The sequence below is a fragment of the Ruegeria sp. AWH4_226 genome, assembly GCF_056159225.1.
Genome location: NZ_JBSWUU010000001.1, coordinates 249,377 through 275,541 on the forward strand (window position 1 = coordinate 249,377; position 26,165 = coordinate 275,541).

At 57.1% G+C, this 26,165-nt stretch carries 38 protein-coding genes; 32 read left to right on the plus strand and 6 right to left on the minus strand.

The annotated features are described in order from the left end of the window. Positions 1-38: 38 nt before the first annotated feature. The 4 genes from ACXAET_RS01275 to ACXAET_RS01290 form a co-directional block, all read right to left on the minus strand. Positions 39-329, minus strand: a complete 291-nt coding sequence (locus ACXAET_RS01275) for a hypothetical protein (RefSeq protein WP_475179888.1) — start codon at positions 327-329, stop codon at positions 39-41. A 92-nt stretch (positions 330-421) separates the two neighbouring features. Continuing rightward, positions 422-994 carry an acyl-homoserine-lactone synthase gene (locus tag ACXAET_RS01280; RefSeq protein WP_475179891.1) on the minus strand — a complete coding sequence of 191 codons (573 nt, stop codon included), beginning with the start codon at positions 992-994 and terminating at the stop codon, positions 422-424. Positions 995-1,054: 60 nt separating this feature from the next. Then, positions 1,055-1,714: a helix-turn-helix transcriptional regulator gene (locus ACXAET_RS01285; protein ID WP_475179893.1), complete on the minus strand. Its 660-nt coding sequence runs from the start codon at positions 1,712-1,714 to the stop codon at positions 1,055-1,057. A gap of 158 nt (positions 1,715-1,872) precedes the next feature. Then, positions 1,873-2,202 carry a helix-turn-helix domain-containing protein gene (locus ACXAET_RS01290; protein ID WP_475179896.1) on the minus strand — a complete coding sequence of 110 codons (330 nt, stop codon included), beginning with the start codon at positions 2,200-2,202 and terminating at the stop codon, positions 1,873-1,875. Between the two features lie 139 nt (positions 2,203-2,341). Between ACXAET_RS01290 and ACXAET_RS01295 the strand changes: the two genes are divergently transcribed. After that, positions 2,342-2,635, plus strand: a complete 294-nt coding sequence (locus ACXAET_RS01295; protein WP_475179899.1) for a hypothetical protein — start codon at positions 2,342-2,344, stop codon at positions 2,633-2,635. Between the two features lie 53 nt (positions 2,636-2,688). Here ACXAET_RS01295 and ACXAET_RS01300 read toward each other — a convergent pair whose 3' ends face one another. Beyond that, positions 2,689-2,943 (minus strand): hypothetical protein, encoded by a 255-nt coding sequence (locus ACXAET_RS01300; RefSeq protein ID WP_475179901.1) that lies wholly within the window; start codon positions 2,941-2,943, stop codon positions 2,689-2,691. Positions 2,944-3,036: 93 nt separating this feature from the next. Beyond that, positions 3,037-3,348, minus strand: a complete 312-nt coding sequence (locus tag ACXAET_RS01305) for a hypothetical protein (protein ID WP_475179904.1) — start codon at positions 3,346-3,348, stop codon at positions 3,037-3,039. A gap of 477 nt (positions 3,349-3,825) precedes the next feature. Here ACXAET_RS01305 and ACXAET_RS01310 point away from each other — a divergent pair, with 477 nt between their 5' ends. The 31 genes from ACXAET_RS01310 to ACXAET_RS01460 all read left to right on the plus strand — a co-directional run bounded on the left by ACXAET_RS01310 (position 3,826) and on the right by ACXAET_RS01460 (position 26,164). Continuing rightward, positions 3,826-4,695: a helix-turn-helix domain-containing protein gene (locus ACXAET_RS01310; protein ID WP_475179906.1), complete on the plus strand. Its 870-nt coding sequence runs from the start codon at positions 3,826-3,828 to the stop codon at positions 4,693-4,695. Continuing rightward, positions 4,695-4,973, plus strand: coding sequence for a hypothetical protein (locus tag ACXAET_RS01315; RefSeq protein ID WP_475179909.1), 279 nt, complete (start codon positions 4,695-4,697; stop codon positions 4,971-4,973). The genes ACXAET_RS01310 and ACXAET_RS01315 overlap by 1 nt, the downstream gene beginning before the upstream one ends. After that, positions 4,970-5,527: a MazG-like family protein gene (locus ACXAET_RS01320; protein ID WP_475179911.1), complete on the plus strand. Its 558-nt coding sequence runs from the start codon at positions 4,970-4,972 to the stop codon at positions 5,525-5,527. Before ACXAET_RS01315 ends, ACXAET_RS01320 begins: the two co-directional genes overlap by 4 nt. A gap of 29 nt (positions 5,528-5,556) precedes the next feature. Beyond that, positions 5,557-5,832, plus strand: coding sequence for a DUF2312 domain-containing protein (locus ACXAET_RS01325; RefSeq protein WP_475187031.1), 276 nt, complete (start codon positions 5,557-5,559; stop codon positions 5,830-5,832). Next, on the plus strand, positions 5,832-6,230 hold the full coding sequence (locus tag ACXAET_RS01330; RefSeq protein WP_475179914.1) for a DUF1064 domain-containing protein: 399 nt from the start codon (positions 5,832-5,834) through the stop codon (positions 6,228-6,230). The genes ACXAET_RS01325 and ACXAET_RS01330 overlap by 1 nt, the downstream gene beginning before the upstream one ends. Next, entirely contained in the window at positions 6,227-6,976 is a 750-nt protein-coding gene (locus ACXAET_RS01335) for a hypothetical protein (protein WP_475179917.1), read from the plus strand. The genes ACXAET_RS01330 and ACXAET_RS01335 overlap by 4 nt, the downstream gene beginning before the upstream one ends. 47 nt (positions 6,977-7,023) lie before the next feature. Beyond that, positions 7,024-7,491: a hypothetical protein gene (locus ACXAET_RS01340; RefSeq protein ID WP_475179920.1), complete on the plus strand. Its 468-nt coding sequence runs from the start codon at positions 7,024-7,026 to the stop codon at positions 7,489-7,491. 81 nt (positions 7,492-7,572) lie between these two features. Next, positions 7,573-7,815, plus strand: coding sequence for an HP1 family phage holin (locus tag ACXAET_RS01345; protein WP_475179922.1), 243 nt, complete (start codon positions 7,573-7,575; stop codon positions 7,813-7,815). Next, on the plus strand, positions 7,812-8,576 hold the full coding sequence (locus ACXAET_RS01350) for a glycoside hydrolase family 108 protein (RefSeq protein WP_475179924.1): 765 nt from the start codon (positions 7,812-7,814) through the stop codon (positions 8,574-8,576). The genes ACXAET_RS01345 and ACXAET_RS01350 overlap by 4 nt, the downstream gene beginning before the upstream one ends. Further along, positions 8,569-8,787: a hypothetical protein gene (locus tag ACXAET_RS01355; protein ID WP_475179927.1), complete on the plus strand. Its 219-nt coding sequence runs from the start codon at positions 8,569-8,571 to the stop codon at positions 8,785-8,787. The genes ACXAET_RS01350 and ACXAET_RS01355 overlap by 8 nt, the downstream gene beginning before the upstream one ends. Positions 8,788-8,795: 8 nt before the next feature. After that, on the plus strand, positions 8,796-9,203 hold the full coding sequence (locus ACXAET_RS01360) for a bacteriophage spanin2 family protein (RefSeq protein ID WP_475179929.1): 408 nt from the start codon (positions 8,796-8,798) through the stop codon (positions 9,201-9,203). Positions 9,204-9,236: 33 nt separating this feature from the next. Further along, positions 9,237-9,779 carry a terminase small subunit gene (locus ACXAET_RS01365; RefSeq protein ID WP_475179933.1) on the plus strand — a complete coding sequence of 181 codons (543 nt, stop codon included), beginning with the start codon at positions 9,237-9,239 and terminating at the stop codon, positions 9,777-9,779. Beyond that, complete coding sequence (locus ACXAET_RS01370) at positions 9,776-11,728, plus strand: phage terminase large subunit family protein (RefSeq protein ID WP_475179937.1); 1,953 nt, start codon at positions 9,776-9,778, stop codon at positions 11,726-11,728. Before ACXAET_RS01365 ends, ACXAET_RS01370 begins: the two co-directional genes overlap by 4 nt. A gap of 13 nt (positions 11,729-11,741) precedes the next feature. Further along, entirely contained in the window at positions 11,742-12,272 is a 531-nt protein-coding gene (locus tag ACXAET_RS01375) for a hypothetical protein (RefSeq protein ID WP_475179942.1), read from the plus strand. Beyond that, complete coding sequence (locus ACXAET_RS01380) at positions 12,269-13,852, plus strand: phage portal protein (protein ID WP_475179946.1); 1,584 nt, start codon at positions 12,269-12,271, stop codon at positions 13,850-13,852. Before ACXAET_RS01375 ends, ACXAET_RS01380 begins: the two co-directional genes overlap by 4 nt. Continuing rightward, the gene (locus ACXAET_RS01385) at positions 13,776-15,863 is read left to right on the plus strand and encodes a phage major capsid protein (protein ID WP_475179951.1); all 2,088 of its coding nucleotides are present in this window, start codon (positions 13,776-13,778) and stop codon (positions 15,861-15,863) included. Before ACXAET_RS01380 ends, ACXAET_RS01385 begins: the two co-directional genes overlap by 77 nt. A gap of 68 nt (positions 15,864-15,931) precedes the next feature. Next, positions 15,932-16,117, plus strand: coding sequence for a hypothetical protein (locus ACXAET_RS01390; protein WP_475179954.1), 186 nt, complete (start codon positions 15,932-15,934; stop codon positions 16,115-16,117). Further along, positions 16,117-16,428, plus strand: coding sequence for a head-tail joining protein (locus ACXAET_RS01395; RefSeq protein WP_475179957.1), 312 nt, complete (start codon positions 16,117-16,119; stop codon positions 16,426-16,428). Before ACXAET_RS01390 ends, ACXAET_RS01395 begins: the two co-directional genes overlap by 1 nt. 4 nt (positions 16,429-16,432) lie before the next feature. Next, positions 16,433-16,984: a phage tail protein gene (locus tag ACXAET_RS01400; RefSeq protein WP_475179962.1), complete on the plus strand. Its 552-nt coding sequence runs from the start codon at positions 16,433-16,435 to the stop codon at positions 16,982-16,984. Continuing rightward, a complete protein-coding gene (locus ACXAET_RS01405) occupies positions 16,977-17,513 on the plus strand; it encodes a hypothetical protein (protein ID WP_475179967.1) in 537 nt (178 codons plus the stop codon). Before ACXAET_RS01400 ends, ACXAET_RS01405 begins: the two co-directional genes overlap by 8 nt. Continuing rightward, the gene (locus ACXAET_RS01410) at positions 17,510-17,935 is read left to right on the plus strand and encodes a phage baseplate assembly protein V (protein ID WP_475179970.1); all 426 of its coding nucleotides are present in this window, start codon (positions 17,510-17,512) and stop codon (positions 17,933-17,935) included. Before ACXAET_RS01405 ends, ACXAET_RS01410 begins: the two co-directional genes overlap by 4 nt. Next, positions 17,935-18,222, plus strand: coding sequence for a PAAR domain-containing protein (locus tag ACXAET_RS01415; RefSeq protein WP_475179975.1), 288 nt, complete (start codon positions 17,935-17,937; stop codon positions 18,220-18,222). Before ACXAET_RS01410 ends, ACXAET_RS01415 begins: the two co-directional genes overlap by 1 nt. Positions 18,223-18,273: 51 nt before the next feature. Further along, positions 18,274-18,612, plus strand: a complete 339-nt coding sequence (locus tag ACXAET_RS01420) for a GPW/gp25 family protein (protein ID WP_475179979.1) — start codon at positions 18,274-18,276, stop codon at positions 18,610-18,612. Continuing rightward, positions 18,612-19,511 (plus strand): baseplate assembly protein, encoded by a 900-nt coding sequence (locus ACXAET_RS01425; protein ID WP_475179983.1) that lies wholly within the window; start codon positions 18,612-18,614, stop codon positions 19,509-19,511. The genes ACXAET_RS01420 and ACXAET_RS01425 overlap by 1 nt, the downstream gene beginning before the upstream one ends. Then, positions 19,504-20,067, plus strand: a complete 564-nt coding sequence (locus tag ACXAET_RS01430; protein ID WP_475179986.1) for a phage tail protein I — start codon at positions 19,504-19,506, stop codon at positions 20,065-20,067. Before ACXAET_RS01425 ends, ACXAET_RS01430 begins: the two co-directional genes overlap by 8 nt. Continuing rightward, the gene (locus tag ACXAET_RS01435) at positions 20,067-21,188 is read left to right on the plus strand and encodes a hypothetical protein (protein WP_475179989.1); all 1,122 of its coding nucleotides are present in this window, start codon (positions 20,067-20,069) and stop codon (positions 21,186-21,188) included. Before ACXAET_RS01430 ends, ACXAET_RS01435 begins: the two co-directional genes overlap by 1 nt. Before the next feature lie 10 nt (positions 21,189-21,198). Then, positions 21,199-21,885, plus strand: coding sequence for a hypothetical protein (locus ACXAET_RS01440; protein WP_475179993.1), 687 nt, complete (start codon positions 21,199-21,201; stop codon positions 21,883-21,885). A gap of 114 nt (positions 21,886-21,999) precedes the next feature. Continuing rightward, positions 22,000-23,196, plus strand: a complete 1,197-nt coding sequence (locus ACXAET_RS01445) for a phage tail sheath C-terminal domain-containing protein (protein WP_475179997.1) — start codon at positions 22,000-22,002, stop codon at positions 23,194-23,196. Beyond that, entirely contained in the window at positions 23,196-23,702 is a 507-nt protein-coding gene (locus ACXAET_RS01450) for a phage major tail tube protein (protein WP_475180000.1), read from the plus strand. Before ACXAET_RS01445 ends, ACXAET_RS01450 begins: the two co-directional genes overlap by 1 nt. A gap of 8 nt (positions 23,703-23,710) precedes the next feature. Next, entirely contained in the window at positions 23,711-23,995 is a 285-nt protein-coding gene (locus ACXAET_RS01455) for a phage tail assembly protein (protein ID WP_475180003.1), read from the plus strand. A 114-nt stretch (positions 23,996-24,109) separates the two neighbouring features. Further along, positions 24,110-26,164 carry a phage tail tape measure protein gene (locus ACXAET_RS01460; protein ID WP_475180006.1) on the plus strand — a complete coding sequence of 685 codons (2,055 nt, stop codon included), beginning with the start codon at positions 24,110-24,112 and terminating at the stop codon, positions 26,162-26,164. Position 26,165 lies beyond the last annotated feature (1 nt).

Below are 26,165 nucleotides of genomic sequence, written 5' to 3' on the forward strand. Positions count from 1 at the left end.
TTGGCCGCACACCACAGGGAGGAATGCGACGAGGTAAATCAGGCGATTGCGTCGGGGCAGATCAAAGGGGTGGGGCCGTCATAGCCGCGCTGGGCGGCACACGCGCGGATCTTGTCGCGCACACGTTTTTCGTGCGCGGCCTGTTCGATCTTGGCGCGGTCGATCCGGTCTACGCGCACACCCAACCGGGAAAGCTGTTCATCGTTGACAGGCCTGCCATGCAGGGCCTTGAGTTTGCACCATGCGGCAACCGCAAGTGCCGGGTGGTAAACCTGCTTGGGATTGGTAAGTGTTTTAGCGAGCGTGTGGAATTGTTCGTGTGAAGTCATAGCGAGCCTCATGCGTACTTTAGAGGGTAAATATCACCTCAAAAGGTGATAATCAACCCAAAAAGTACGAGATAGGCTCGTGAGAGCTTAAATCAGATTGCCATTTCCATGACGCACATTCGTTTGCCCTGGCTGTCTTTCAGGGTTGGACCTGCCTTTTTCGTCGTCAAGCCGATTGATGTAAGCCAACGGATGTAGGCTGGCGGCATTAGTGCGATCAGCTTGTTGGCGCCCAATGATCGAGCCGCACGCGTTAGGGCCTTGGCGTTTTCAGCGAGTATTGAATTACGTTGACCTTGGTGAATGCTGGGATCAACCGTGAATCGAGTTGCTTCCCAAGTGCTGGAAATGTGGGGTGGGTTATCCATCAAACCTGTCGGCAAGCCTTCAAGTTTGCCTTCGCACGCGTCATTGATCATGTAGGTCCAATTGCCAAAGCCACTGTCGGTCGGGTTCAGACGCGATGCAGCGATTGGTATCCCATCTAAGTGGGATATTACGTATTTGGTCAAAGGCGTATCATATTGATCGGCCTCGACTGCGCCCGTGTGTGGGACACCCCATTGCATTTCATCAACAAAGAGCCTCTTCCGCATTTGTAGGTGAAGCCACCAAAGTTGACCGTGTTCGTGGATCGTATCCCACGAAACAACTGCGTGCTGCATGCGTAATCTCCAAGGATTTACCTTTGAGAAAGCAATGCACTCTATTTTTGCGGATTTCTTCTATTTTATGGGGTGAAGGGTCAAACCCGCGATGGCACAAATATTCACCGCAGCAACGAAGTTATTGACCCCGATTTGTCTCTGTACCGCAGTCTTGCGCTGTTTGACGGTTTCCACAGATATATCCAGCTTGGACGATATTTCTTTTGCTCTGAACCCTTTGGCGGCGAGATAAACAACGTCAACGTGTTGAGAATTCAGCAGCAGGGCTTTGTTGGTCAGGTACCCCATGTGCGCTTGCCTTACCGCTCGGCAGGCTTCTTCTTTAGCGGCGTTGGTCAAATCTCTTTCGATGGTCAGGCCAGCCAGGCATGAGCTACCGGCAATGTTGTCAGAAACTGCAATGCCGGAAGTAAGACCATAGGAAAAGCAAGCGTCTTTAAACTCGGCATCTGATATTGAGGTCGCATTCCAATCATGTGCACCCTGACCTCTTAGACCGCTCAAGACGGCAGGATCGCGTGCCAACCAGCCCTTTTCGAAATACAGGGACTGCCATTCATTGCTATAGCTTGTGTGTACTTCGATGTCGCCGGTTCGAAAGGAACCAAGTCCCAGCGCCAATCCACGCGGGGCAATATTGAACAGTGAGTGGGGTACATCAGAACAGGTCTGCATCAAATTCTCGCTATTTTCACCTTTTGAGGTGAAATTAAACATTCCGGGTATTGATGCGCAAGCCTAAGTTGTGCAGCTTGACCCAGATTGACACATAGGGGAATTGATCATGCGTGACACAATGCCGTCAGCGAAAGACCTCTTGAAAGCCTACGTCGAGAGTATGACGGATATTGAGGCCGCCACCTATCTTGAGAAACTTAAGACGCGGAATGGTCAGAAGTAGAACGTGAGAGTCGCTTTAACTCCTGAAGTGCCTCTTCTTCAGACATGCTATCAATAAGGTTGTACAACCTAGTCTTGGCATCCGAGAGCGGATTGTTCGAATCCAAGGCGGATAAGTTCGAGCCAAGAACTTGAAGAATGGCTTCAAGGCTTTTTTGTGAAAGTGTTTGACTATCCCCGCGCATGAACTTGCCAAGGGTATTTGGGGCAATTCCTGCCTTCGCGCATACCTGCGCAGGCTTCAATCTTTTGTACCCCATCAGAGCGCCCAAATTAGCGCGCCTCTTCTCCCAAATGTCATCCATGTCGTCTGTCCGTTTCCAACTTTCGCGACATACTTTCACCTTTTGGGGTGAAATAGAATATACCAAAAAGGTTGTTTACACACCTTGGAAGGTTACTTATAACCTCAAAAGGTGATAAAAACAACTTTTGAGGTTAGCCGTGAAACCAGAGGGTGAAAACGAAACCTTCCTCCCTGATGCTGATGAATTCAGGGCGTGGCTAAAAGTAGCCAAGCAACAGCTTCAAATCAAACCTTCCGCTCTGAGCATTGCGGCAGATGTAGCGACGAACACGCTTGGCAAGTTTGAAAGCGAAATCCACAAGGGCCGTGAAATCCATCTGTCCACCGCAACTAAGATTTACCGCACTGCTCTAAAGCTTGCGCGGGAAAAAGTTGTTGAGCTTCCGCCCTTGGAACTGTTTGCCAAAGACAGCGAAGGGCGCGACGAATGAACGTCGCGCATCCCGCGGGGCAGACCGGACACGCTGCCCTTTTGTCGCAAGGTTCACTTGCGCGGTCTGGTCAGCAAAGTTGCCAAGCCCAGAATGATATCGCCGATCACCCAGACGAACAGGATAAAGCCGGTTCCAAGCGTGCCGCCGATGGCCGCGCCCGCCTGATAGGCTTCGTCAGTGGTCGAGTTTATGGCCTCACCGATTTCGTTAAAGTAGGAAACCAGCCAAACGATCATCAAGATGTTGAAGATGATCAGCAACCATTTGAAGATTTTACCGAAAAAACCGCGTTTGGGTTTTCTCAATGGATGTCCGCAAGTCGGACAGTCATATGCTTTGGCAGAAACGTTGCTGTTACAGCTGGGGCAGGTGGTCATTGTCGCACTCATCTTTTCACCTCAGCCGTTCAGTTCGCGCCAGGATTCGACTTGCAGATCAGCACAGCCTTTCTGCATGAAAAAATCATCGGGCCATTCAGCCTTGCATCTTTCCAGAATGCCAGTGCCAACATTGTCGGGAATGCCATTGACCGAACCGGGCAGCCCGTCCCAGCTTTCTCGCTGAAGGTCTATACAGCCTTTCTGCATGAAGAAGTCGCCGGGCCATTCAGCCTCGCAGTTCGACTTGACGGCATTTGCGTCAAAAGCGAACGCGCTGGTTGGAAGCGCGACGATCGCCGCGGCTATGGTTTTTTGTATGAAAACTTTCATCTGATATGCCTGTTTTATAACGATTATCTCGCGAAGGTTGCGTCGGCAGGGCGAGATTCGCAACACAGGAACTATCACCAATTTGAGAGGCACGCGGCATGAGCGCCCCGGATCGTTTCGAGATCCTTGAGCGTTCGGTCAAGCTGTCTCGTTGCCTGCAATTGTCTTTGATCGTTTTCTTGATCGTTGGCTTAGTACTTGATCTGTCGATCACGCACGGCGTGGAGACAAAAACACACACTTATTGTGACAAGTTTCGCCGGGGCGAACTTCCGCTGAACATCACGGGACAGCGGACCCGAAAGGGCCTTAAACAAGGTCGCGCTGCACGTCAGGCCCGGCACCCGAGAGCGGGGGATTTCATCCTGACAAGCACGACTACCGGGGCACAGGCGGGTGCCAGAGGCAGAGCGGGGCAACGACCCTGTATCTGTCGCCGCCAACCATTCCCAAGAGCAGTAAACAGAGGCAGGGCACATGAGCCACGCAGCTACCCATTGGCTGGCGGACCTACCGCCGGAATCCATGACGCACGGCGAGTTTCGGGTACTGTTCCACCTGTGTGATTGCCACAACGCAAGTATGGGCTGTTTCCCCAAGCAGGCCTATTTGCGCGAGCATACCGGTTTGTCAAATGGCGGGCTGAACAAGGCGCTGTCCTGCCTAGAAGAAAAAGGGCTGATCCAGCGTAAACAGGAGCGCGACACACGCACAAACCGGCAAAAGCCGACACACTACATCTTGGGTTTTGAGATAGAGGATAGACAAGAGCCGTCTCCACTCAGTGGAGACGGAAATCAGGGTAAAGCCGTCTCCACTTTTGACGCGGTTCCGTCTCCACTTTCAGGGGGGGGCCGTCTCCACTCTGGTGGAGCCTATATAGATGAACCAGTAAAAGAACCAGTAAAGGAACCTTGTGTGTCGCCAGAGGCATCACACACACAAGATTTCGTTTTTGAAGATTTTCTTGCCCAGTTCGAAAACACCTATCCCCGGATCGGCGACGGGGTTGCGACCAAGGCGGCGCTGAAGGCTGCCATCGACGGAGGGGCCGATCCTGCGGCCATCCTTGCCGGTGCCCGTGGCTATGCCGCTGAGCAAAAGGGCAACCGAAAGCAGTACATCGCCTATTCCGAAAACTGGCTAACCGCGAAGCGCTGGACCCAGCACACGCCAACCACGTCGGCAACGGCCAACCGGGAAAAGCTGCTGGAAACGCACGCCAAGACGATCAGGGAAGGCAAAACGTTCCTGTGCGCCGCAATCACAGATCAGACCGCGTGGGAATGCGTTCAGGCCAAGCTTGTCACGGTTCAGGAATGCCGCGCTGTGGGGAAGCTGCTGTGATGTCGCCGCACGCTGATCCAGCCACCCACGGGCACCGTTTTGGTCAGGTCATCGTGACCGTCGACAAGGATGCCGGTGATTGCGTCGTTATCGCGCCTGGCAAGGGGCCGGTCAGCACAGTGCCGCGCAAGATGCGTCTGCACAGTCTCGATGAAATCCGGGGGGCTTATCAGGTCCAGGTTGGTTTGGCCGCAACCAATCCCGTTGCGCGCGATATCGCAGACGCCCTGAAATTCGCCGGCCAACAACTCAAATCTCAACAAGGGGTCAGCTCATGAAAATAGATTTCGAAGCCCTGCGCGCGGCAAACGTCCAGCGCCAGACAGAATGGTCGGGTAACGAAACTCTGGATACCGAGTTTCGCGCGCTTGAGGTCGCCAATGAAGTGGGTGAGGTCGCAGGGGCGGTCAAAAAGCTGATACGCGCCCAGCGCGGCGTTAGCGGTTCGGTTGCGGCCATTGCTGATGTAGCCGATGAAATTGGTGATGCTGTTATCTCGATGGATCTACTGTCGATCGACACAGGCATCGAAATGCCCAATGGTCAGTTTGTAAAGGCAGGCAGTGAGACAAAACCGATCCGCATGGCGCTGGCCCTTGACGTGGCGGTCGGTTCAATCTCGGAAGCTGCATTGTTGCTGACCCACGTACCCGAAAACACCGAAGCCGCGTTGTTTGCCCGTTCTGACCTGCGAGACGCCTTCAAGCGGTCCATGGGCTGCATTCTTGGCATCGCCGACGCGCTGGGCATCGACGTGAACCAAGCCGTGGCTGAGAAGTTCAACAAGACTTCGGCCAAGTACGGGCTGTTTACCAAGATGGAGGCCGCCTGATGCTGGATGAATCGAACGGTAAAGTTCCTATGAAAGAAACCGAAGCCGATAAGGCTGTAGCAGCCGCCGCCTATCGCGTGACCGCTGCTGAGCTGCGCCAGTTTGTAGAACGGATCGAGCGCTTAGAGGCCGAGAAAAAGGATATTGCCGAGCAAATCAAAGAGGTGTTCGCCGAGAGCAAATCACGTGGCTACGACGTGAAGGCACTCCGCAGCATCATCGCCCTGCGCAAGCGGGACAAAGACGATGTTGCTGAACAAGAAGCGGTCATCGAAATGTACAAAGAAGCGCTGGGCATGAGTTGATGGAACGCATGACCGCCCAACAGCTTCGCGCGCTGCAAGGTGCAGATACCCCGAAAGAGGATAAGCGAAGGGTACGCAACGCCCAGCGCACAACCGTCGACGGCATCACATTCGACAGCAAGGCCGAAGCTGACCGGTGGTGTCAACTCAAGCTGTTGCAGCGGGCGGGCAAAATCAGGGATCTTAAACGGCAGGTGAAAATAGGTCTTGAAGGGCGCGATGGTCCGATCATGACCGACACCGGAAAGCGCCAACGCACCTGGACGGCTGATTTCGTTTACTTCGATTGCGCGCTGGGCGTGCAGTTCATCGAAGACCGCAAGGGGCATGCCACCGACAAGTTCCACTTGGTCAAGTCGATCTTGGCCGCGCAGGGTATTGAGGTGTTGGTAACATGAGAGGTCAGAACACGTCGTCAGCCGTCATGCAGCAGAGGCAAGAAGCACGGGACGCTCTGGATGATTTCGCAACGCCACCTTGGGCCACGCGCGCCCTGTGTGAGTGGTTGTCTAAGCGCTACAATCTTGCCCTGTTAACAGTTCGCGAGCCCTGCGCAAACCGAGGGTACATGGTGCAACCGTTAAAGGAATACTTTGGGTGGATCACAGCGTCAGACGTTCACGACTATGGCGAGGGCTTTTTAGTCGAAGACTACCTTTTTGGCGATGATCCGGACCCTAGAAATTTCACAATAATGAACCCGCCATTTCGGCTTGCACAGCAGTTCATAGCACGCGCGGCCGCAACCTCTTCGCACGGGGTGTGTGCCTTGGTTCGAACGTCTTTTCTTGAGGGCGCTGGGCGATATGCAGCGATATTTCGATGGGACCCACCGACCCATGTTCTGCAGTTTTCTGAACGTGTTGTCATGCACAAAGGTGCCCCGCCAGACCCCAATGTACCTGTTCCCGTGTGGGACAAAAAGAAAAACAAATGGGTCATGCGCAAACCCAGCACAGCGACCAGCTATTGTTGGTTGGTTTGGGACTTTGGCTCGCAAGCGGCCCAAGGTTTTGACCGTTCAACAGCTTTCGAGTGGATAGCACCTTGCCGAAAGGATCTGGAACGCCCGGGCGACTATGACCCAAGGGGAAACGACGGCGGACAAACCGCCAGAGGAACGGGCAAGCGTCACGGTGGATAATAAAGGCCATTCGTTGAAGGAAATGAGCAGTGAACGCGGGGCATAAAATGGGAACGCCTGCACAGTTAAATTTGCCAATGGTTGCAAGCTTTCCGCTGGCTGATTTTGCCGAAGGCCGGGGGCGCAGTGTTCCGCTGCCAGAAACGGTGACCGAGATTGCCGAGGTCATTGGGCGCGGCAATGCGGTTCGGTTGGTAGAAGGCACGCGCGCGACGGGCAGCCGTCGGTGGCGTCGTCAGCTATATGTGCCAAGCGATATCCCGGATGATCACAGAATAGTCGCGATGATCGGTCGCGAAGCTGCTGACCTTCTGAGCCGCAGCCATGCCAACTGCATCATGGAGTTGCCAAGCTGTTTCGCGCTGCGTCGGGCCTATCACTCGGATCATGCGGCCTCGATGGCCAGCAAGGGAGCGTCCATCCCTGATATCGCGCGCGAATTGGCTGTTGATCAAAAGACGGCCAAAAGCCTTTTGACCGAAGCTGAGTATTGGGCCGAACGGCTGGACGGGTAAAACCGCCAGAGGCAACCGGCCCGCCTTTCGCGCAACCCTCGGGTCATGACCCAACCGGTGCGCAGGAAAGGCCTTCACCACATGACCGACGACAAGATACATGGCGTTGCCAATATCTCGACCCTGAGCGGGGCCGCTACGGCTTTGATCGGCGGGCTAACACTGACGCAATGGCTCGCTGTCGGGGGATTTGTCCTGGCGTGTGCCGGGTTCATCGTCAACGTCTGGCACAAGGCCGCGATGGTGCGTTTAAGGCGGCGTGAAGTGGACGCGTTGGTCAACGTTCGGGCGGACCAACCCACCAGTAAGGGTGGGGTTTCATGAGCAGAGTAAACTACGACGCTTGCCTTGCGCATGTTTTGAAGTGGGAAGGCGGCTATGTCGATCACCCAAAAGACCCGGGCGGTGCAACCAATCACGGGATAACACACAAGACGCTCGCAGCCTTCCGGGGCAAACCGGTTACCAAGTCGGATGTAAAGGCCCTGACGAAGAAAGAGGCGGGCCGCATTTATTGGCATCGATATTGGAATGCGGTCAAAGGGGATGAGTTACCCCAAGGCCTCGACCTGATTGCTTTCGATCCGGCTGTGAATTCAGGTCCGGCGCGCGGTGCCAAGTGGTTGCAGTCGGCTCTTGGGGTCACAGCCGATGGGGCTGTCGGAGTAAACACACTGGGCGCGGCGATCAACGCGCCTGATCCGGTTGCCGTCATTCAGAAAGCCAGCGCGGCACGGATGGGTTTTCTGCGCAAGCTTCGCACATGGTCAAGTTTTGGCCGCGGTTGGGCGCGGCGTGTGGCGGATACCGAGGCTGAGGCCGTCGCCATGGCCAGCCAATCGCCCAAGCGTGTGATGGAAGAGGCGAACAAAGCGCAGGTTTCGCGCGCGCGGCAGGCTACAGCTGCGCGTGGCGCGACGGCTGGCGGTGGCGGCTCACTGCTGGTCGATCTGCCTGAATGGGGGCTTTGGTCCGTGATCGGTGTCCTGACCGTCTGCACGCTGATCCTTGCGCTGAACGCGACCCAGCACGCGCGACGGGCCGCTGCATATCGTGAAAAGTTGAAGGAAATGACCGATGGCTAAGCCGTGGTGGCGGTCCAAAACCGTGTGGTTCAATGTCTTTATGGCCTTGGTGACGATCGCCAACGAAGTGTTGCCGTTGCTTGATCAGTTCGTCGCGGTTGGCGTGCCTGCCCAATATGCCGACGCTGTTCGTCCGTTCCTGACGCTGGTTGCCATTGTGGGCAACGCGGTTCTGCGCACCATGACCAAGAAGCCCTTGGCCATGCGATGACGAAGGTGGTGGCCGTCATATCCCTGCTGCTGCTGACAGGCTGCAACAGCCCGCTTAGCCTTTTGACGGGTGGTGGTCCCAACGTGGCGGCAAATGTGCAGGCCGGTCGGACGAATTTGCAGACGGTCGGGCAGACGAACCTATCAGATCAGCGGATTGTTCGGCCACAGGCGCGCACGATCGAGCAAAGCGCAGGCGAGACAGGCGTAAGGGCAGAGGCGGTGCAGCAAGTAGTGGTTCAGCAAGGCGCGCCATGGGGCGCTGTTTGGGCGCTTATTGCGGCGTGTTTCTTGTTCTGGGCGCTACCAACGCCAAACGACATGGGTCAAGCCATTCGGCGGGTCCTTCCCGGAGGGGTAGGGCGTGAGGGTAGGCCGATGCGCAGAAATTTATTTGTGCGTGGGCGCGCGAAGTGAGGTTTATTATTATATTGCTGTGCAGGTGTGCGGATGGGCGGTAGCAAGGGGCGTGGTCAGGTTCTGAACCGAACCGAGATGGCAGACTTTTTCGGGGTCTCGATGCCGACTTTGGACGATTGGGTGCGGCGTGGTTGTCCGGTTGTTCAGCGCGGCGGGCGAGGTCGGGCTTGGAAGTTCAACAGCGCCGAAGTTCGTTCTTGGCGGGATGATGATATCCGGGCCCAGATGAGCGGCACGGAAAACGCCTCGATCGAAGAATTGAAGAAACGAAAACTAGCCGCCGAGACCGAGCAAGCCGAGCTGGATCTTGCCCGGGCGAAAGACGAGCTGGTGCCAGTCGATCAGTTTACCCGGGCTTTGGCTAAAGCGTTTGGCGAGGTCCGCGCGGGGATGCGCAATGTTGTACCCGGTCGGGCAGCGCGGCGGCTCATTGGCGAGACCGACGAAACCAACTTCAAAGCCGTGCTGCTGGAAGAAATCGACCATGCACTTGAAGTTCTGGCCGATAGTGAACTTGTCCATGAAGACGATCTGGAAATGGGCGACGACGAAGAGGAAGACGGTGACCCGTGAACGCGCGCGCCGATTTTTCAAATGCCCGTGCGGTCGTTCGCGCAACCAGGTCGGCCCGATCGTTTCTAAGGCCACCGCCTGAATTAAAGCCGTCCGATTGGGCTGAGGCGAATATACAAATCCCGATCGGCAACGCAGTGCCGGGGCCCATGCGGTTCGACAACGCGCCGTACCAGCGCGAAGTCATCGACATGACCGCTGACCCGCGGTGTAATCGCATCAGTTTGATGTGGGGTGCGCAGGTCGGGAAAACGCAGACTGCGCTTTGCGCGCAGGCGTACCGGATAGGATTCAACCCAGTCAGTCAGATCATGATGCAGCCGAGCCAGGGCGATTTGACCACGTGGCTTGAAACCAAGTTTAACCCTCTGGTTGATGCGAACGAAGACCTTCAGGATCTGATTGCCAAGCCACGCGGTCGCGAGGGCGTCAACAACCAGCGCATGAAATCCTACCCGGGCGGGTTTCTCATGTTCAGTTGGTCCGGATCGCCAAAGACAATGCGCGGGCGGTCGGCTCCGTTTATCGTTTGTGACGAAACCGATGGATACGATCGGACCCACGAAGGCCACCCCGTTGGTTTGCTCTGGCAACGGGCAGCGACGTTCGGCGATCAACGGCTATTGCTGGAAATCAGCACGCCCACGATCAAGGGCGCGAGCTGGATCGAGAGTGCATTCGATGAAGGCGATCAGCGTTATTTCTACGTTGTCTGCCCGCATTGTGGTCATGTTCAAAAACTCAAGTGGTCGCAGGTGACCTGGAGCAAAGACGAAGACGGCATACACTTGCCTGAAACAGCGGGCTATGTCTGCGAGGCCGACGACTGCGGGACCGTTTGGAATGACGGCGAACGGTGCGCGGCTATTCGCAATGCCGAGCGGCAGGGCGGGGGATGGATCGCGAGTAAGCCTTTCCGGGGTCATGCGTCTTATCACTTGTCCGAGCTTTATAGCTGTTTCCGCCGACTACAGGATATCGTGCAATCGTTTCTCGACAAGAAAGCGGCCGGCGATCTGCAAACATTCGTTAACGTGTCTCTGGCTGAGACATGGGAAGAGGAAGGCGACCGACTTGAGGCGGCCACACTTTTGGCCCGGGCTGAGGAATTTCCGAAAGACAAGGCCCCGATGGGTGTTGGTGTTGTCACTGCCGGTGTCGATATGCAGACTGATCGGCTTGAGGTCGAACTGGTTGGTTGGGGTCTGGGCGAGGAATCGTGGTCGCTGGGTTATCACGTCCTTTGGGGTGATCCGCTGCGACCAGAGGTATGGGCCGAATTAGACGACTTGCTGGCCGAACCGATTGCGCATGAAAGTGGCGCGGAATTGCGGGTCAGTGCGGCGTGTCTCGATACCGGGGGGCAGGCGGGTTACACGCAAGCGGCATATGACTACGCGCGAAAACGGCTAAGCCGCAAGGTTTGGGCGATCAAGGGTGTTGGCGGCTGGGGCCGTCCGATCGTCACGGCGCCAACCAAGATCAGGCAGCGTGGCGAACGTCCTGTGCAGTTGTTCCCGGTCGGAGTGGATGAGGCGAAGGTTGTTGTCGCGCAGCGAGCCCGCATTCCAGAGCCCGGGCCGGGGTATTGCCATTTCCCGCTCGATCGAGACCCGAGCTGGTTTGATATGTTCACTGCGGAGGCTTTGCGCACACGCAAGGTCAAAGGCTTTGCGGTTCGAGAGTGGCACAATGTAAGGCCGCGAAACGAAGCGTTCGACTGCCGTGTCTACGCATATGCGGCGCTGCGCATTCTAAATCCCAATATAGCCCGCATTTTGCGCGCCTATGAATCAGCTGAACAGGACGTGCCTGCACTGGATGAGGAAAGCCCAACCGATAACGCTGTCGGAAAACCGCCAGAGGAAACGAAGGCGGCGCGGCCCGATGCTGCAAAAAAGCGTGTTTGGAAGCCGAAGAGTAAATCGAGGCGACGGCGCGCGCACTGAATAGGGCTGCGGCGTGAGTTTTCTACCGGTTGAAATCGGGGCAGGTGTGACCTTTCGGGCAGCTATAGAGCTTCCCACCTATCTTGCGCCGGAATGGGATTTGAAACTGATCTTGCGCGGGCCGGGTCAAATCGACTTGGACAGCGTGGATGATGGCACGGGCCACGTCTTCGAAGTCGCCGCCGCTGTTACAGCAAATTGGGCGCCGGGTCGTTACCGCTATGAATTGCGCGCGACGGACGGCACGGACGTTGTTCCAGTCGAACGGGGTGAAGTGGTCATCGCGCCTGACCTTTCGGCGCAAGCTGCTGGGTACGATGGTCGCGATCATGTTCGCCGTGTTCTGGATGCGATCGAAGCGGTGATTGAAAACCGCGCGACCATGGATCAGCAAAGTTACCAGATCAATAACCGGTCTCTTTCGCGCACGCCGCTGGGTGATCTGATAAGGCTCAGGGCCAAGTACCGTGCTGAACTGGAAGCCCAAAAACGCGCCAAGAAGGGCCGGGGTCTGGGCCGAACATACAAGGTGCGCTTTTCATGAAATGGCCGTTTCTACGTTCTGCACCGGTTGAAGAAGCCCCGCGCCGCAAGATGCCGCCTGTGGTGTCTCGACAGCGCCGCTCCTATGACGCTGGGAAAAGCGACCGCCTGACAAGTGGTTGGACAAACTCACCCTTGCCTGCCGATCAGATTGTTCGGCGCAATTGGCGGACGCTGGTTGCCCGGTCACGCGAGCAGGCGTCAAACAATCCATATGCCAAGGCGTTCAAAAACAGCGCTCGCCGTAACATCGTTGGGCAGCGGGGTTTGATGCTGCAAGCGCGCACCGTTGGCGAACGAAGTGGTCAGATGGATCAGGGCGCAAACCGGGCGCTAGAGCGGGCATGGAAAAAATGGTGCAAGGCTGAAAATTGCGACGTCGCGGGTCGGCGCTCATTTCGCCAGATACAGAAATCACTAGTCAACGGATGTGTTACTGATGGCGAATTTCTGGTGCGCTTTGTCTATGGGCGCGAAGCGGGCCCGTGGGGTTTTGCGTTGCAAGTGCTGGACCCGATGCGCCTGCCGGTGGATCTGGACGAAGAAAAGCGGCCAGGCGGCGGGTTCATTCGTGCGGGTATTGAGTACACCCGGCTAGGCCGCCCAGTTGCTTATTATTTCACAACGCTAAGCACAAACGAAGCCGACTATCACTATGGCGGGCGTGATTTCGTGCGCGTGCCTGCCGACGAAATTGTTCATTGGTTCGAAGAGGATATTATCGGGCAAAAGCGCGGCTTGCCTTGGATGGCCACCGCGTTGTGGCGGATGCGCCAGTTGGGCGATTTCGAAAAATCCGCGCTGGTCAACGCGCGGGAAGGTGCCAACAAACTAGGTTTCATCGAGTGGGAAGAGGGCTATGGGCCTGAACTTGATGACGAAGAAGAATTCGAAGGGATCGAAATCGAAAGCGAACCCGGGCTTATTCAGGATCTACCGCGGGGCGCCAAGTTCAAAGGGCATGATCCGCAATACCCGAATGGCGAACTGGCAGTATTTTCAAAGCACATGCTACGAGGTATCGCCAGCGGTCTGGGTGTGGCCTACAACGATCTGTCGAATGATCTGGAAGGCGTCAATTTTTCCAGTATCCGGCATGGGATGCTGGCTGAGCGGGACCATTGGCAGGAACTGCAAGAGAGTCTTATCGAGAGTTTTGCGTTGCCGGTCTACGAACGCTGGCTTGCGCATTCTCTTCTGACGCAACGGATCACGCTCGACAATGGATCGCCGTTACCTGCGGGCAAACGGGCGAAGTTCATGGCGGTGGAATTCCAGGCACGGCGCTGGGAATGGATTGACCCGTCGAAAGACGTGAAAGCCGACATCGAGGCTATCGACAATCTTATCAAGTCGCGCGGGCAGGTGATCCGTGAGCGGGGCCGTGATCCGCGTGACGTGTATGCCGAAATCAAAGCCGATATCGACGCCATGCGCGCCGAAGGTATCCCCGAAGAAATCATAGCCGCGCTGATCGTCGGCAAATCAAAAGGAGGGCAGGGCAATGGCCAGCAAACCAAACCCGACGCCGAAGCCACCGGTGAAGGAAGCGACGAAGGAAACGGCGACGCGGGCAAGTGACCTGGTCGGCCACACGCTGACCCGGGCAATCACGCCGGAACAGATCAACGCGGGCGAGCAGGGCGAGAGCCGCGGCTTGCTGCGAACGGTCGAGGTTCGCGAGGTCGATACTGAAAATCGAACCGTTGAACTGGCCTTTTCTAGCACCACGCCGGTTGGCCGGTGGTTCGGTGAAGAGGTGCTGTCGCATAAGCCTGGCGCTGTCATCCTCGATCGGCTGAACAATGGCGGGCCGGTCCTGATGGACCACAATTGGCGCGATCAGGTTGGTGTGGTTGAAAGTGCCCGGGTCGATAGTGACGGGGTCGGTCGGGCCGTCGTTCGGTTCGGTAGCAGTGTTCGGGCCAGCGAGATTTTTCAGGATGTGGCCGACGGCATCCGTCAGCATGTCTCAGTCGGCTACACCGTGACCAAAATTGAAGAAGAGGTGCGAAAGGGCGAACCGAACAAAGTGACGGTGACCGAGTGGGAACCGTTCGAAATATCGATTGTCGCAGTGCCTGCTGACCAGAACGTCGGCGTGGGTCGCGAAATGGAAAATCCGCCAGAGGCCACCGGTCAACGTGTCGCCGATGATGCGGGGGATGATACGGGCACGGATGAGTTGCGGCCCGAGGATACTCAGCAGAGGGACAACCCTATGAAAATTATCAACACCCGCGACGCCGAGGGCAATCTAGTCCGGGCCAAAGTGGACGAGAACGGCGCAATCGTCGAGGTTATCGAAGTGCTGGAACGCGCCGGTGACGTGGAAGCGGCGATGCTGACACGTGGCCGTGAGCAGGAACAAACCCGCGTTCGCGAACTGACCGAACTGGGCGAAGCCTATGATGCCGGTGATCTAGCGCAACGCATGATCAAAGAAGGCAAAGGCGTCGAGGACATGCGCCGCGACCTGGTCGATCATCTGCACAAGCGCAGCAACCAGCGCCACGTCTCAGATGACAGCACCGTCGGTATGACTGACCAAGAGGTCGGGCAGTTTTCGTTCCTGCGCGCCATTCGCGCGCTCGCAGAGCCAACGAACCGCCGCGCGCAAGAAGCCGCTGCCTTTGAATTCGAGGCCTCTGACGCTGCAGCCCAAAAAATGGGTCGCGACGCACAGGGTATCATGGTGCCTGTCGACGTGCTGACCCGCGCGCTGAACACAGGCACTAGTGGTTCGGTAGCGGGTGATACCGGTGGGTTCTCGGTGGGATCGCCGCTGTTGTCGCAGTCGTTTATCGAAATGCTGCGCAACCGTGCCGTGCTGATGCGCCTAGCCACTCCGCTGGGCGGTCTTACTGGCAATCCAGATGTTCCGACGCAGGAATCCGGTGCGGCTGGCTACTGGATCGGTGAAGACGATGATGCACCTGAAGACATTCTGGGTCTCGGCCAGCGTCAGTTGAGCCCCAAGACCGTCGCCGCATATTCGGAGATCACGCGCCGAACGTTGAAACAGTCGAGCATCGATGTTGAAGCGCTTGTGCGCCGTGACCTTTCATCAGCGCTGGCGCTGACCATCGACAAAGCCGGGTTCTATGGTTCCGGCGCAGGAAACGAGCCGCTGGGTATCAAGAACGTCAATGGCGTTAATGCCGTTGATTTCGACGGTGCAGCGTCGGGCGGCGGAACTGCCCTGCCGACTTGGGGCGAAGTGATCGCGATGGAAAGCGAGATTTCCGCTGACAACGCTGATGTGAACTCGATGGCCTACGTGTTCAACGCCCGGATGCGCGGACACTTCAAATCCACCGAGAAATTCGCAGGAACCAGTGGTCAGCCGATCTGGGAGAACGGCAATACCGTCAACGGCTACCGCCCCGAAGTCACCAACCAGATCACCAATGGTGATTTGTTCTTTGGCAACTTCGCCGACTTGATCATCGGTATGTGGGGCGGTCTGGATATCACCGTCGACCCCTACAGCAACAGCAAGAAGGGCCGCCTGCGTATCGTCACCATGCAGGACGTTGATTTCGTCGTGCGCCACGCTGCCAGCTTCTGCTACGGCTCCGACGCTAGCTGATCGGCGCATTGATACACGTGGCGGGCTGATGGCCCGCCAGTCACAAACGGCAACACAGAGGGCCTGATATGTCGAAAACTACCGAGGCAAAAACCGCCAGCTACAAGGTCACCAGCGCGTTCGTCTGGGACGGAAAAGTACGCTTGCCGAAATCCAGCGTGACACTGAGCGAACAGCAGGCAAAGCCACTGCTGAAACGCGGCAAGATCGAGGCGGGTACAGCAGCCAAGAAGGCGGCTGGCGACGAAAAATAATGCCCGCGCCAGACTGGGAAAATCCTGACGCCTTTCTGCGCCTGGACGATTTCGCCACAACGGCGACCGTCATGCCGCAGGGGGGCGTTTCCCGTTCGATACAGGGCATCTTTGATGATCCATACCTGAACGTGCAGCTTGGGGAATACGAGGCTGACACCAGCGATCCGCGATTGACGTGTAAGGAATCGGACGTTTTGGATTTGCGGGTAAAGGATCAAGTGATCATCGATGGTCGGTCCTATTATCTCGTAACCAATCCGCAACCCGACGGGACAGGCTTCGCCGTTCTGCGATTGGCGGAAGAGTAAAGTAATGCTGGCATTCGACTTTGATCAAAGCGAGTTGGAACGCATTGCCGATGAATTCGGGGCCAGCGAAAAAGAACTGGCCTTTGCGTATTCGCGCGCTTTGCGCCGCACCGCTCAGACGATGAAAGCACGCGCACGCAAAGGTTTGCGGACGGAACTTGAACTGCGCTCTGCCGCAGAACTGCGCCGTCGTCTGCATTGGTTCCGGTTCAAGCGTGGCAATGGCCTTGGCAACGTCAGCATGTGGTTTGGATTGAATGACATTCGTGTTTCGGCGTTCAAGGGCCGTGCGAGAAAAACGGCTTCTGGGGCTTCATTCGGTGGGCGGGATTTCGAAGGCGCGTTTGTCGCAAAAAACCGAAAGGGTCGACCAACCGTGATGCGCCGCGTGTCCAAGAAACGGTGGCCTGTCAAGGAAGAGACCATTCAGATTGTGGACCAAGCGCAGACGTTCATCGAAGACCAGGTTTTTGACGAAATCGAGGACGTGTTCTTTCACAACTTCCGTGCCGAAATACGTGCCCGAACAATTTACGGGGTAGGAAAACGTGGCTGAAAATCTGGACCTTGACGATCTGCACGATGCGATCCTTTCAAAGATCGATGCTGCGTTTCCCGCGGTTGAGACTGTGACGGATTATGACACGGGGCGAAAGCAGATCACTGCCCCAGCGATCCTTGTGGAATTGGTCGACATGGAAGGCGATCCGGATAGTAATCCGGGCACTGAGCAATTGCCGGTGGTGACAAAATGGGTCGCACGTGTGGTGATGAGTTTTCGCACTCCAAATGTACATCGACAGGTTCGCAAACTCGCAGGTGCACTTGGCGTGGTGGTACACCAGAACCGTTGGGATCAGCCCGTCAACCCTGCGCAGGTAACAGTGATCGGACCAGATGCTTTTGATCCGGACTTGGATAGGCATGAGGTTTGGGCGGTCGAGTGGGATCAGCAAGTCGACTTGGGCCAGAACGTCTGGACGGGTGAAGGCGTTTTGCCCGATCGGGTGATGATTGGATACGCACCTGACACCGGCACCAGTCATGAAGTCGATTACATCGAGATTGAGGGGAATGGTTCGTGAGCTACGCAGCCGCGCGAAATGAGCAGGCGCGCGAGGGCATCGTGCGCTTCGGCATTGTGACTGCAGTGGACGCAGGGGCGGCGCGGGCCAAAGTTAGTTTCGGTGGCGAGAGCGAAAGCGCCTGGTTGCCATGGATGGCAGAACGGGCGGCGGCAATATCGGTATGGGCACCGGTGTCGATCGGAGAACAGGTGGTTGTGCTTTCAGAATCGGGCGACACCGCACAGGGTGTCATCCTGGGGTCAGTATTCAGTAACGGAAACCCCGGCCCGGGGTCGAGTGAGGCGGTGCACCGGGTCAAGGTTGGCGGGTCGACAATCACGATCACGGGCAGCGCAATAACGCTGGCCAGCAATGGATCTACGGTAGTGATTGACGGCGCTGGGGTAGCCGTAAACGGTGCGAGGATTGATTTGAACTGATGGCCAGCGTTACCAGGCTAGGGGATATATGTACCGGGCACGGGTGTTTCCCACCACGCCCATCAGTAGGTGCAAGCGATGATGTGTTTGCCGATGGCATCGCAGTGCATCGCGTGGGCGATGGTTGGGCGACACACGGGTGCGCCACGTGCACGCCTCATGGCGGCGCGCTAAGCGCGGGTTCTGGTTCGGTATTCGCGAACGGTTTAGCCGTCGGTCGGATCGGTGATCCGATTGATTGCGGTTCCGCAGTTGCGACTGGATCAGGAGACGTGTTCGCGGGTTAGTGGAAAACCGCCAGAGGTTAATCGAAGGGTCGACCCGCCATTGTCGCAGTCATGAACGGTATCGACGCATCGACAGGCAAGCGGTTATCCGGGTTGGCGCATTTGCGACAATCCGTTCGGGATATTCTGACCACGCCCATTGGCACACGGGTCATGCGTCGAGACTATGGCAGTCGCCTTTATCAATTGGTCGATGCGCCGATGAACGACGCAACCCGGCTGGACATGATGACAGCAACATTTGAGGCGTTGGAAACTTGGGAACCCCGCCTGGCAATCGACAACGTGACGATTGAAATGCCGGTCCCGGGTGCCGTCACCATTGCTTTAGAAGGTCGGTATCTACCGACCGGACAGCCAATCTCGTTAGATGGAATCGAGGTGCGCTGATGACAGGTGGTTTCTCTGCAATTGACTTGTCACAACTGTCAGCGCCCGATGTGGTGCAGACGACGGATTTCGAGGCCACGCTGGCCGACATGCTGGCCGATCTGCGCGCACGGGATATCGCTTTTGATGCGTTGGTCGAGAGTGACCCGGCGTTCAAGCTGTTGGAGCTTGCGGCGTATTTTGTCACCCTGACACAACAGCGCGTGAATGATGGTGCGCGCGCCGTTATGCCCGCCTATGCCACCGGTACAAATCTCGACCACATCGCAGCGCGGTATGGTGTCATCCGCCAGGTGATTTCACCCGGTGATCCCGAAGCTTTGCCGCCCGTGCCTGCGGAACTTGAAAGCGACGATGACTTCCGGCGCCGAATGCTGTTGGCGTTCGAGGGGTTCAGCGTTGCTGGTCCTGTTGGTGCTTATATCTTCCATGCCCTCAGTGCCGATGGTGACGTCGCCGACGCCAGCGTACAAAGCCCGTCGCCCGGGGATGTTCTCGTTACCGTTCTGTCGAGAACCGGAGACGGTACGGCCAGCGCGGGCCTTCTTTCTGTCGTGAATACCGTTCTCAATTCGGATGATGTGCGTCCGCTTACGGATCAGGTGACCGTACAGGGCGCATCCATCCTGAACTATGCGATTGACGCAACCCTGACAGTTTACCCCGGACCTGACAGCGCTGTCGTGCTGCAAGCTGCCGAAGACGCCGCCCAGGCATATGCGGATGCTCAACATCGGCTTGGGCGTGATGTGACCCTTTCCGGTTTGTACGCGGCCCTGCATCGCCCCGGCGTCCAGAAAGTCACGCTGAATTCCCCTGCCGCAGATATCGTGGCGGGTGATGGCGAAGCAACTTTTTGCACGGGGATCACTGTTTCATTTGGTGGTGTAGATGTCTAACAGTCTGCTGCCGCACAACGCCACCGATCAGGAACGCGCGATCGAGGCGGAAATTCATGCAAGGTTATTGATTGCGGTTTCGTTTCAGGACCTTTGGGACCAAGCGACGTGCCCGGATGCTCTTTTGCCATGGCTGGCCAGTGCTTTCTCTGTCGATGATTGGGACCCGAATTGGTCTGATGACGCCAAACGAAACTCCATTGCTGCATCAATCGACATCCACCGCCGTAAGGGCACGATCGGGGCGGTAAAACGGGCTTTGGCTTCGGCTGGATATGGCGACGCCACGGTTGTGGAACGCTTTGGCTGGGAATTCCACAACGGCGCACATTCGTACAGCGGGGAAATCAACTATTCCGAACCAGACCACTGGGCAGAATACCGGGTTGTCCTGACGCGCCCGATCACGATCGAACAAGCGGCTCAGGTGCGCGCGATCCTTGCGAATGCCGCGCCCGCACGCAGTCACCTGAAGGCGCTGGACTTCACAGAAGCACTCAACATCCACAACGCCCGGATCACCTATGACGGGCAATTCACGCATGGAGTTGCATGATGGCAAATCTGCCTGAAACCCCGACATTTGAACCGGGCATCTACCAGATCGAAACAGAAGACCCGGTTCTGGGCGGCCCCCCAGATTTGGCGCAGGGACAGGGAATATCGAACGTTCCTGCTCAGCAACTGGCTAACCGTACTGTTTATCTGAAACAGGCCGTGGACGCGCTGCAGGCTGCTGGCTTTGCAACACCTGCCGATATCACAGCCGCTATCAATGCACTGCTGGATGGCGCTCCGGGCTCGTTGGATACGTTGAACGAATTGGCGGCTGCGCTGAACGATGATCCGGATTTTGCCGCCACGCTGACGAACCAGTTGGCAGGCAAGATTGCCTCTGGTCCGGCACCCGTCGCCGACTTTCAATCGCTCAACGATCTCACCGCAGGCAACATCTACACCATTTCCGGGGAATATACGGACGGGCCAGACGCGGGGGGCGCGTCGATCGCCTATACAGGCGCAGCCTTGGTCCTTGAGCGTTTCTCCGGTGCTGGCGCGAGGGTGACCCAAATACTGTCACTATCGGGCGTGACGCCACGGATCGTGGTGCGGGTCGGTACTGGCGATTCTGTGGCGTGGGGAGATTGGCAGGAAATTCTGCACTCCGGCAACAGTTCGAATTTGGCCCCGATCGGCTCCGAGCTGATCTGGACCGGCGACACACCGCCACCAGGGTATCTTGAGGAAGATCGCTCAACGCTGCTACGCGCGTCCTATCCTGATTTGTGGGCACACGCGCAGTCATCCGGGATGTTGGACCCAACCGGCACAGATACCGGCATGTTCGGCCCCGGTGATGGGTCGACCACGTTCCAACTGCCCGACATGCGTGGCGAGTTCTTGCGGGGCTGGGACCATGGGCGCGGCGCAGATAGCGGTCGCGTTCTGGGTTCATTTCAAGCTGATCTGCTCAAGTCTCACGACCACCGATTACAGGCTTCAACAGGGTCATCTGTTGCCGGAATCCATCAGGGGCACAACACTGGTCTGGCGGGATGGAGCAACGGTCAGAGTGGTTTCACATCAGGCGGTGGAGCCGATCTCATGGAGAATACAGGCGGATCGGAAACCCGTCCTCGCAATGTCTCGCGCATGATCTGCATTCGCGCTTACTGAGGAAACAAGCATGACACTTATTCATCACTTCGCGGCGAAGACGGGCGAGTTTCTGGGTTCAACCGAAGCCCGTCTGGACCCCATTGACAACACACCGATGGTGCCCGGAAATGCTACGCTCATCGAACCGCCTGCCATTGAGGAAGGCAAGGCCCGTGTCTTCAAGGAAGGCGCATGGTCCCAGGTCGAGGATCACCGTGGGACCGTCTATTGGACAGAGGATGGCAGCGAACACGTGGTCACTGATCTGGGGCCAATGCCAGAAGGCGCGCTGTCTGAGGCACCTGTTCTTCCGGTTTATCCCACAAAAGAGACGGCACTGGCCGCCATGATTGCTTGGATCGATGGTTTTCTGCTTCAGATCACCGGGCATGTGCCCGCTTTCGAACGCGCCAGTTGGCCGTCCAAAGCCGAAGCCGCCCGCGCTTTCATTGCTGGTACCGCACGCCCGGATCAGCATGCCCTGTTGGATGCCGAGGTGTCGACCTCAGATCGAAGCAAAGAGGAACTAGCGGCTGTCATTGTCGAGAATGCCAATGTCTATGAAGTCATCATCGGACAGGCCACCGGATTACGCGTCATGCTGACCAATCAGATCGAGGCAGTGACCGATCCCTTTCAGTACGAAGCCATCCTGGAAGGAGGCAAAGTACAAGCCAAGGAATTGGCTGAAGCTCTGGGTTCCCCGCAGGCCTGACCCTTCCAAGCCTGCCTATCTGAACGCGCAAACCAAGCTAGGAAATCCGCCAGAGGCTGTGTTGCTCTAGCGCGTTCATGATCATTGCAACACGCACATAGTAGCGAGGAAAAGATGGCTGGATTTCTCCACGGCGTCGAGGTGCTGGAAATTGACACGGGCCCGCGCCCGATCCGCACCATTGCGACCGGTATCATTGGCATCGTCGGAACGGCCCCACAGGCCGACGCCGATGCCTTCCCTTTGAATACGCCGGTTCTGGTCGCCGGTAGCCGCGGTGAAGCGGCCAAGCTGGATACCACAGCGGATGGGACAGGCGGGGGTACGCTTCCGGCTGCGCTCGATGGCATCTTTGACCAGATCGGTGCGGTGGTCATCGTTGTGCGCGTGGAAGAAGGTGCAGACGAAACTGAAACGCTGGCAAATGTCGTCGGCGGCGTCAATTCCGGTGACGGACAGTTTGAAGGTGTGCACGTACTTGTCGGCGCTGAAAGCGTCGTGGGTTTCGCGCCGCGTATCCTTTGCGCGCCGGGATGGACGCACCAACGCCCAACGGATCTGGCCAACCCTGTGGTGGCGGAACTGGAAGGCATCGCCGACCGGATCGGTGCGGTGATTATCGCGGACGGTCCCAACACGACTGACAACGACGCGCAAACTTACGCGGGCGACTGGGGCACGTCTGGCCGTATCTACGTTGTGGACCCGTGGGTGAAGGTTCTGGCCAGCAACGGCGAGATTATCGATGAACCTGCATCCGCCCGTGTAGCAGGTGTGATCGCGCGCACAGACAACGACACCGGGTTTTGGGTGTCGCCATCCAACAAGGGAATTTTCGGCATCATCGGGACATCGCGCCCGGTTGATTTCAAGCTGGGTGATCAATCCAGCCGCGCCAATCTGTTGAACGCCAATGATGTGACGACGATCATCCGCCAGGACGGTTACCGGCTTTGGGGCAACCGAGCACCAACCGCTGATCCAAAATGGCAGTTCCTAAGCGTTCGCCGAACAGCGGACGTGCTGAATGAGAGTATTCAGCGCGCACATCTTTGGGCCGTCGACCGTGCAATCACCAAGACGTATCTGGAAGACGTGGTCGAGGGCGTGAATGGCTTTATCGCGGTACTTGTGGCGCAGGGCGCATTGCTGGGCGGTGAATGCTGGGCTGATCCGGACCTGAACACACCGCAAAGCATCCAGAACGGGCAGGTGTGGTTCAACTTCGATTTCACCCCGCCGTATCCGGCTGAGCGGATCACCTTCCGTTCTCATCTGACAAACCAGTATATCGCGGAGGCGCTGGGCTAATGGCTATTCGCAACATCCTGAAAAACTTCAACCTGTTTGTTGATGGTCGCGGCTTTGCGGGCGAGCTGGGGGACTATACCCCGCCCAGCCCGTCGATTGCGACCGAGGAATACCGCGCGGGCGGCATGGATGGCCCCATCGATATCGACATGGGTCAGGAAAAAATGACCTGCACGTTCGTTCTGCGTAACTATAGCGCGGATGTGCTGGCGCTGTGGGGTGTTGCCCCCGGTCAGTTGATCCAGGTCACCGCGCGCGGCGTTCTGGAAAGTGAAGACGGCACTGTCACGCCGGTCGTGCATAACATGCGCGGTAAGATCATCCAGCCTGATCGGGGCACGTGGTCGCCCGGACAGTCGGCAACGTTGACAGTGAACATGACCGTTGAGGCGTTCAAGGAAACCATCGGCGGTGTGGTCGGAACCGATATCGACATCATCAATATGAAACGCGTGGTTGGCGGCGTCGACCGACTGGCAGAACAGCGCCGTGCGCTGGGTATCTGAGGTAAGACATGAACGAATATCCAGACTATATCACCGAAGGCGACGACGGCGCACTGATTGTCACTCTGGCGCGTGGCGTGATTGTAGATGGCGCAAAGGTGCAGTCACTGACCCTGCGCGAGCCCTCGGTGGATGACATGATTGCGGCCGGCAAGATCGCGAAGAATGACAACGCCATGTCCGAAGTTACGCTGATTGCCAATTTGGCGGGCGTAGCGCCAGAGGCGATCCGCGGGGCCAAGCTGAAAGACTACTCGCGTCTTCAGGAGGCGCTGGGTTTTATGAATGGCTGACGCCAGAGGCTGCGCGCGCTGGGGTTCTGGTCTTGGCGCACGTAACTGGGTGGTCCTGTTCTGAGATCACAGCAATGAGCGGCAGCCGCTTCCGCTGGTGGCTAAGGGGGCTGGATGAAAAACCAACGTCTTAACGCCCAGATTACAATCGGCGGTGTTCTCGAAAATTCCTTCAAGAAAAACATCGGCCTGATCCAGTCAGGTTTCGACAAGGTGGGACAGAGCATCAAGGATGTTAAGGCCCGTCAGAAAGAGCTTAGCCGTAGCCGAACCGACCTGATCAAACAGGGCAGGTCTGTTGAGGATCTGGATCGTGAGTATGACGCCTTGGGGCGTACACTGGATGATCTGGTCGCCAAACAGCGGCGATGGGAACGCGCCGCGCGCGACAGTCGCCGGGTCGGCGAAAGCTTCGGGCGCATGACCAGCAATATTGGGCGACTTGGTCGCCAGGTCGGTGCTGGAATTGCTGCGGCTGGTGTTGGTGTCTTTGCACTGGCCAGTTCAACCGCGTCTTATGGCGATCAGGTTGCCAAGACAGCGGGCAAGCTGGGTATCGGCATCGAGGCCTTGCAAGAATTCAGATATGCGGCTGAGCGGTCGGGTGTCAGCGCCGAAACGTTCGACAGCTCGCTAACCGCAATGCAGAAGCGCCTGGGTGAAGCGGCCCAAGGCACCGGGGCTGCAAAAAAGGCGCTCGACCAGATCGGTCTTTCCGCAAAGGATCTTATAAAGGCGGGTCCGGAACAGGCGCTGGAACAGATCGCGGAACGTATGCAGGGGATTGAAAACCCCGCCGAACGCGCTGCAATTGCCGCGGCGTTGTTCAGCCGTTCCGGAATCGGAATGGTGAACGTACTGGGTGGCGGCTCGGATGCCTTGCAACAACTGCGTGAGGATGCCCGAAAGACAGGTTTTGTTCTAAGCGAGCAGGCCGCGCGTGATGCGGAAGCGTTTGCAGATGCACAACTGAACGCATCCTTAGTCGTCAAAGGGTTGAAAAACACGATTGGCGGCGAGCTGATACCCGTCGTTACACGATCCATGATGGCATTCAGTGAATGGGCCGTCACAAACCGCAAAGGCGTGGCCGACTTTGCCGAAACCGCTGCAACAAAGATCGAGGCCGCGTTGCCGGTTATCGGTCAGGTTGCAGAGGGCATGGGCAAAGTCGCAACAACTATAGGGCGTGTCACTGCAGCGGTGGCCGATATGGTCGGTGGCTGGGAAAACTTTGGTATAGTCGTCGGGTCGATATTTGCTTCACGTACGATCACCAGCGTCTTGAAATTCGGTGGGTCAGTTGGTCGGCTTGGGGCATCGCTGCTGAGCGTAAGCGGCGCTGCACCTTTGGTAGTTACCGGCATCAAGGCAATCGGGCGGGCGTTGCTGTTGAATCCGATCGGGTTGGCCGTCACTGCAATCGCTGGTGGTGCTTTCCTGATCTATGAGAATTGGGACAAGATCGCGACGTGGTTTACTGCGCTTTGGCAAGACCGCATCCAGCCTGTCATGGAAAAGTTCGGGTCCACTGACGGCATTGTCAGTGCATGGCAGACAGTCAAAGATGCACTGGGCGCGGTGATCGATTGGCTGGCAGAGAAATTTGACTGGCTTATGGGCAAGCTGCAACCTGTCTTGGACGGTTTGTCGTGGCTAAAAAATAAAGGCGCAGGTGCGGTCGAAGGCATTCAGGGCTTCGGTTCGAGCATCGGTTCTAACATTCGTAATTTCTTTAGCGGTGATGACCCCAATTCGGCTGACCCAACACAACCCGGGCGGTCTTTCCTGGGTGGAACCATCGGTCGGGGCTTTCGGCACGTCGGAGAACAGGGGCCGGAAACGATCTGGACATCCAAGGGTGGCTATGTGGCGCATGCGGCTGCGACCGAGCGTCTGGCCAAAATGTCAGCTCAGGCTGAACCTTTGATTGCCGCGCTGGGCGGTGGTTTGCGCAACGCGGTGGACCGGGCGCAGTCGATGGCAATGCCCGCAATGAGGCCCGCACCAGTGGCCGCTCAGCCAGCGCCCGTCGTCATTCACGCCCAGATCAATGCCCAGCATATGACAGCGGCGGAAATCGCTGACGAATTGGAACGGCGGGGCAGGGCAGCGCAAACCGGCGCGCTTTACGACCGTGCGCATGATTACGGGCAGTATGGAGGCTGAC